Source organism: Mycobacterium sp. (assembly GCF_049280035.1).
Classification (GTDB): domain Bacteria; phylum Actinomycetota; class Actinomycetes; order Mycobacteriales; family Mycobacteriaceae; genus Mycobacterium.
On record NZ_JBAPPI010000709.1, the window covers coordinates 1 to 3,783 of the forward strand.

A 3,783-nucleotide genomic window follows, 5' to 3' on the forward strand; every position below is an offset into this window, starting at 1 on the left:
AACTTGGCCCGAGGACGAATCCGAGGAGTCCGGGCAGGTCAACAGGTAGGCAGCATTCCGTAGAATTGCATCGAAACCGTGCAAATGCAGCCATTCTGAAAGTTTGGTTAACGTATGTGTCGAAACATCACCGAATTGCGTGGACTCGAGCCGCCGGCGACGGCCGAGGAGATCTCGGCGGCGGCAAGGCAATATGTCCGCAAGGTCAGCGGCATCACCCACCCGTCGCCGGCCAACGCCGAGGCCTTCGAAATGGCGGTGGCCGAAGTCGCGGCGACGACCACGCTGCTGTTGGGCGCCCTGCCGCCGCGCCGCCAACCTCCGAAGACCTCGCCACCGTTGCGTCGGCTGGCGATGAGATGACACGGGGTCCGTCGACGCAAGCCGCGACCTTGCCCGCGCTCAAGGAGTGGAGCACGGTGGTGCACGCGCTGCTGGGCGGCCGGCAGCGCGTGCTGTTGCGTAAAGGCGGGATCGGCGAGAAGCGCTTCGAGGTGGCCGCCCGCGAGTTCATGCTGTTCCCGACGGTCGCGCACAGTCACGCCGAGCGGGTCCGGGCCGAATTCCAGGACTTGCTGACGGCTGCGGCTCCCGACAGCACCGACGAGCACGTCGTGGTGCGGGCGGCGGCGAAAGTCGTTGCGGCACTGCCGGTCAACCGGCCCGGTAACATCGAGGCGATCGAGGATCTACATATCTGGACGGCTGGGTCGGTGCGTGCGGACCGGCTGGACTTTCGCCCCCGACATCGGTTGGCGGTGCTAGTCGTCCAGGCCATACCTTTGATCGAGCCGGTGGAACTGCCCCGCACTCCCGATTACGCCGGCTGCACCAGCTGGGTGCAGTTGCCGGGGACCGCCCCCAATCATTTCAAGTTGGGTGCTCCGGTGCACGACGAGGTGTCACTGCGGCAAGTCGCGGACCGCGTCCGTGACGCCGTCGGATGACGTCTGGTCCACCAGCACCGCGCCGTCCGGCCTATCCCCGAGCGTGCACAGCGCAGTCGGCTGGCCGGCCGCGGTAAGCCGCACCAGCTGCGCCAATTGTGCTGGCGCATCGCATTGCAGATAGTGATCGGCGGTTGGCAGGATCCAGTAGCGGTTTCGTCCCGGCTTGTCCTTGAGGAATTTTTGCCACACGAAGTTCGCAACCCGGACAGGGGAGACGTTGTCGTGCAGGCCCCAAACCAGGCTCGTGTTGATGTTGTCCTTGGAAAGCGCTGTGAGCCAATTGGTTTCGTCGGCAGCTCGCTCATGCAGGTACTGGATCGTGTCCGGCAGCACCCCGATCCCGTCGTTGTGCGCGAAGCACTCTGTCAGAGCGATGATTTCGGGGTCGGTAGGCGTTCGCCGCGGCATGAACGTCGTCGCTCCCATGCCGGCGGCCAGCATCTCCGGCGTCGTCGCGGCTGCTGTGCTCCGTGCCGTTTCGGGGTTGAGAAGCGCGGTCTGAAACGCAGTGAGGTTGGCCAGCGGGAGGTAGATGTTGGCGTTCGTCAGGATGACTTCAGCGGGCGCGTTTTCCTGATTCTGCGCCGCGAACATGGAAAGCGCGATCATGCCGACGCTGGTGCCGCGGTCATGGGTCAGCATGGTGTATCGCTGGAGTTCCCACACGTTCGTGATCGCGTGGATCAGCAGCCGTGCATCATCGTAAAGCGAATACACGTAGGGTGCGGGCGGCTTATCGGAAAGTCCGTAGCCGGGGAAGTCCAGCAGGAAAATATCGAACTCGGCCCCCAATTCGCGGGTCAGCGCGAAGTAGTCAATGCTCGCGGTCGGGAAGCCGTGCACGCACACCAATGCCGGTGCGCCAGGTGTGCCGCAGCGACGGGTGAAGACGGTGACTTTTGCTCCAGCATTCGCGGCGGTTGACGATTGCCAATGGATTTGTGTTGCACCGCTTCGCCATTCGTCGAAGATGCCCATCGGCTAGGCGCTCTCGACCGGAAGCAACACCCGGGAGACGCCGAAATGCAGTTCATGGGTGGAGGACTTGAGCTCTGCGCCGGTCGCCGTTGCCGCACCGGTGCCGAGGTTACGGGCGTAGCGGGGATGACTGCCGCCGGCGATCAGCACGCGGATGCGTGATCCGGCGCGGAACCGGTGGGCGATCGCGTCGAGCTCGAGCCTGACCGAGTCGGTCGGATCGGTTAGCCGCCGATAGCCGTCGCTGACATTTCGGGAGCGGCCCTTGCTGTCGACCTCGCTGATTCGGACGAACACATCGACATGGGGATTGTCGGAGGTATGCCCCAATTCAGCGACCGGGTTGCCGATCACGCACAGATCTTCGTTGAGCACGTCGGTGGTGAAGCTGAGCACGTCGCTGCGGGCGGCCAACGGGGTGTCGTCCCGGTATCCGCCGTCGGGCGACAGCAGTCGACCCCCGATGGTGGGCGTGGGGTCGGCGGGGTCATAACGAAAGCTCACCGAGGACACCGCCGATGCTGTCGCCGACGACGGCGGCGTGTCGGTCAGACCGCCGCCGGGCCGCAGGTACAGCGCGTGCTCGGTGGTCGTCGGCGACCAGTCGGCCGCCTCGCGCCAGCCCTCACCGGCGACGTGGAAATGGACTCTGGCGCGACGCGGTGCGGCCCGGCGACCGCCAAGGTGGGTGTCCAGCCAGTCCTGTGATTCTTGAGCGATGGTCCGCAAACCCTGCAAAAGCAGCTGGGTGTGTGTCCACGGCCCCATGGTCAGCGCCACGTCGACACCCCGGTCGCGAAGGTGTCGATACTGCTGCAAGGTCTGCTGCAGGAACAGGTCTTGCCAGCCGCCGATCAGCAGCACCGGCACCTGCACCCGGTCGAGCGCGGCGCCGAATCGCAGCGAATCCCAGAACGTGTCGCCGTTACTCGGCGGCTCCAGCCATGACTCCCACCACGGCGCGCCGGTGCCGAGCAGCTCGCGGCCGGCCGCGCCCAGCGGCAACGCACCGGCGGCGCGTATCACGCTTTTCTGCGACCGCAGCTGTCGGATGCCGGCGCGGATCCGCCCGGGATCTTCCTGGTGGGCAACCAGGTGGCTCCAGCCGAGGAAGTCGTTGACGGTGAACGAGCCGGTGCCCCAAGCCGACTCGCTGAAATCGTGGGGACCGGCGGTGATGACGGCCGCGGCCAACTCGGGCGGCGGATCCTGCAGCAGCGCCCACTGGGTGAACCCGAGATAGGAAATCCCGATGGTGGCGAAGCGACCGGTGAACCACGGCTGCTGCCGCAGCCATGCGACGGTGTCGGCGCCGTCGGCTGCTTCCTGAACCATCGGCGTGAAGGTCCCGCCCGAGCCGAACGTCCCCCGCACGCTTTGCATCAGCACGCGGTAGCCGCGGGCGGCGTAGAGCGCGCCGTACAACAGCGAGAACGGAAACGCGCGGCCATACGGTCCGCGGAGCAGCAGGGTGCCGACGGGTTCTCCGGCGGGCACGTAGTGGTCGGCCACCAGTTCGACGCCGTCGCGCATCGGGATCGCGACGTGGGTGACCGTGTAGCCAGCGGTGGGCCCGGGCAGGCGCAACATCCGGCCGAGGGCACCGCCGGCGAATCGTCTGGGTAGTGAGCGCAGCGTCGACCCCGTAAGTCGTGCGGACGTGGCGGATGAAGAAGTCACGAGATCAGGTTATGGCCGGAGCAGCGGACGTGGGCTCAGAACTTGTAGTAAGGCGAAAGGTCGTTTGCCCGCTGCAGGTTGGTGGACGGGCAGTCGACCTCGGGGCTGGAGTAGACCGTCGAGTAGAACAGCGACTGCTGGATGACCCCGTAGCTGGTCTTGAAGATCACCATGC

Annotated in this window: 4 protein-coding genes and 1 pseudogene; 2 read left to right on the plus strand and 3 right to left on the minus strand. The window is 65.8% G+C overall.

Going from position 1 to position 3,783, the window contains the following annotated elements:
• The first annotated feature begins 114 nt into the window (after window positions 1–114).
• Both WAN71_RS22900 and WAN71_RS22905 read left to right on the plus strand, forming a co-directional pair.
• On the plus strand, window positions 115–363 hold the full coding sequence (locus tag WAN71_RS22900) for a DUF2277 domain-containing protein (RefSeq protein WP_422227525.1): 249 nt from the start codon (window positions 115–117) through the stop codon (window positions 361–363).
• The gene (locus WAN71_RS22905; RefSeq protein ID WP_422227526.1) at window positions 360–947 is read left to right on the plus strand and encodes a DUF1802 family protein; all 588 of its coding nucleotides are present in this window, start codon (window positions 360–362) and stop codon (window positions 945–947) included. The genes WAN71_RS22900 and WAN71_RS22905 overlap by 4 nt, the downstream gene beginning before the upstream one ends.
• Here the strand turns inward: WAN71_RS22905 and WAN71_RS22910 are convergent.
• From WAN71_RS22910 to WAN71_RS22920, 3 genes and pseudogenes are all read right to left on the minus strand, one after another.
• Window positions 903–1,928 (minus strand): alpha/beta fold hydrolase, encoded by a 1,026-nt coding sequence (locus WAN71_RS22910; protein WP_422227527.1) that lies wholly within the window; start codon window positions 1,926–1,928, stop codon window positions 903–905. The two genes, WAN71_RS22905 and WAN71_RS22910, sit on opposite strands and share 45 nt — an antisense overlap.
• A gap of 3 nt (window positions 1,929–1,931) precedes the next feature.
• Window positions 1,932–3,518, minus strand: coding sequence for a CocE/NonD family hydrolase (locus WAN71_RS22915; protein ID WP_422227528.1), 1,587 nt, complete (start codon window positions 3,516–3,518; stop codon window positions 1,932–1,934).
• Window positions 3,519–3,643: 125 nt separating this feature from the next.
• Window positions 3,644–3,783, minus strand: a pseudogene (locus WAN71_RS22920) (DUF3558 domain-containing protein); the annotation flags it as partial.